The 1,722-nt window shown below is 45.8% G+C and carries 1 protein-coding gene; it reads right to left on the reverse strand.

The window, feature by feature from the left end; translation table 11 throughout:
* Positions 1–1,722 (reverse strand): non-ribosomal peptide synthetase (locus AZ66_RS28950; protein WP_044358087.1); only part of this gene is annotated, 1,722 nt, incomplete at both ends.

A 1,722-nucleotide genomic window follows, 5' to 3' on the forward strand; every position in this document is an offset into this window, starting at 1 on the left:
TGCGACAGCACATTCTCGATTTCTCCCGTCTCGAGCCGAACGCCGCGTACCTTTTCCTGAAAGTCAATTCGTCCGAGAAACTCAATCGTTCCGCTTGGAAGCCAGCGGGCCAAATCCCCTGTGCGGTACATATTGCGGAAGTAAACCGGGTCGATCCCTTCTTGAAAGAACGGATTCGCGACAAACTTCTCCTTCGTCAGCTCATCCCGATTCAAATATCCCCTGGCCAACCCAACACCGCTAAGACATAATTCACCTGCGATCCCAATCGGCTGTAATTGATCTTGCTTGCCTACGATGTACCAACGCGTCTCATTGAGCGGCTCACCAATTGGAATCGCACGTGTTGTATCGTCGCCCCTAATCGAGTAATGGGATGCCCATATCGTGCATTCCGTAGGGCCATAGACATTTTCAAGCTTACTATCCGTTTGCAGTGAATTGAATTTATGCAAAATATCCGGCGTTACGGCTTCCCCTCCAATACATATCCACTTCAAGGAGGCTAGCTTTGACAGATTGTCCGCATTATCCAACAGTTCCAAGAAGGCACGGAACATGGTAGGTACGAAGTTGATATGAGTAACCTTATGCTTGTGTATCTCTTCCAAGATGATTTGCGGGTTTTTCTCTCCGTCTGGCTCCAATACGAGCAAGCTGCCTTCTCCCATAAACCACCCGAACAATTCCGTTCCGGATACATCGAACGTATGCGGTGTTTTGAGTAGGTACAGATCATGTTCTTCCACCGGGAATCGTCTTTCTAGATCGAGCAATGTATTCACGACACTATGATTCTCCACCATGACGCCCTTCGGCTTGCCGGTTGAACCTGAAGTGTACATAATGTAGGCCAAACTGTATGGATCCAGCTGTACTTCGGGAATCGAGTCATCCCCACTGTAAATGTTCGGATCACCCACATCGATGAGGTCTACTTTCCACTCTTCTTCGAATGGAAGATCTGACGTAGTGATGAGATAGGACACATTCGCATCTTCGAAAATAAATTGTTTTCTAGCTGACGGATACGTTGGATCTATAGGCACGTATGCACATCCCGCCTTAAGAACCGCTAATAAACTAATGACTAAGTTAGTTGATCGTTCCAACTGAATGCCGATACAGGATGGAGTTCCTTGCGTTTTCTGAAGGATATTGCGGGCCAATTGATTTGCTTTTGCATCAACACTAGCATATGTCTCAACTTGGTCGTGGTCGATCAATGCCTTTCGTTCCGGATGCTTAGCGACCTTGGAGTGGAATAGTTCAATGATGGTACGAGGTTCGTATGTAAAGTAGGAAGTTTGATTAAATTGTTGCAGGATGCGGCTTCGTTCTTGATCCAACAGTAACTCTGCTTCTCCGATCTTGATGTCTGCCTGTCCGCTTACCAGTTCCAGCAGTTTCATGAAGCGAAGACCTAATAAATCAATCGTTTCATCTGCAAAAAGTTCTGGTTTGTATTGAAGTTTAATCAAATCTTTGTGAGGGGTATGTTGCAGGATAACCATTAGGCTGCCGGGAAATGTTACGCGATCTTGATCGAGGATTTCTGCCTTAAGTTCGTACTGATCGCTGTCTTCCACAATATCATATACGAAGCTAACATCGAAGATAGATGGAGTTCCCGGCAATGGGAGCAATTGATTATCTCGCATAATCAGATTGTTCGGATAACCGATATGCTTGTAGACTTCGATAAGTTCCTTCGACACTTGC

This window comes from Paenibacillus sp. E194, from assembly GCF_000935845.1.
GTDB classification, from domain to species: Bacteria; Bacillota; Bacilli; order Paenibacillales; family Paenibacillaceae; genus Paenibacillus_B; species Paenibacillus_B alvei_B.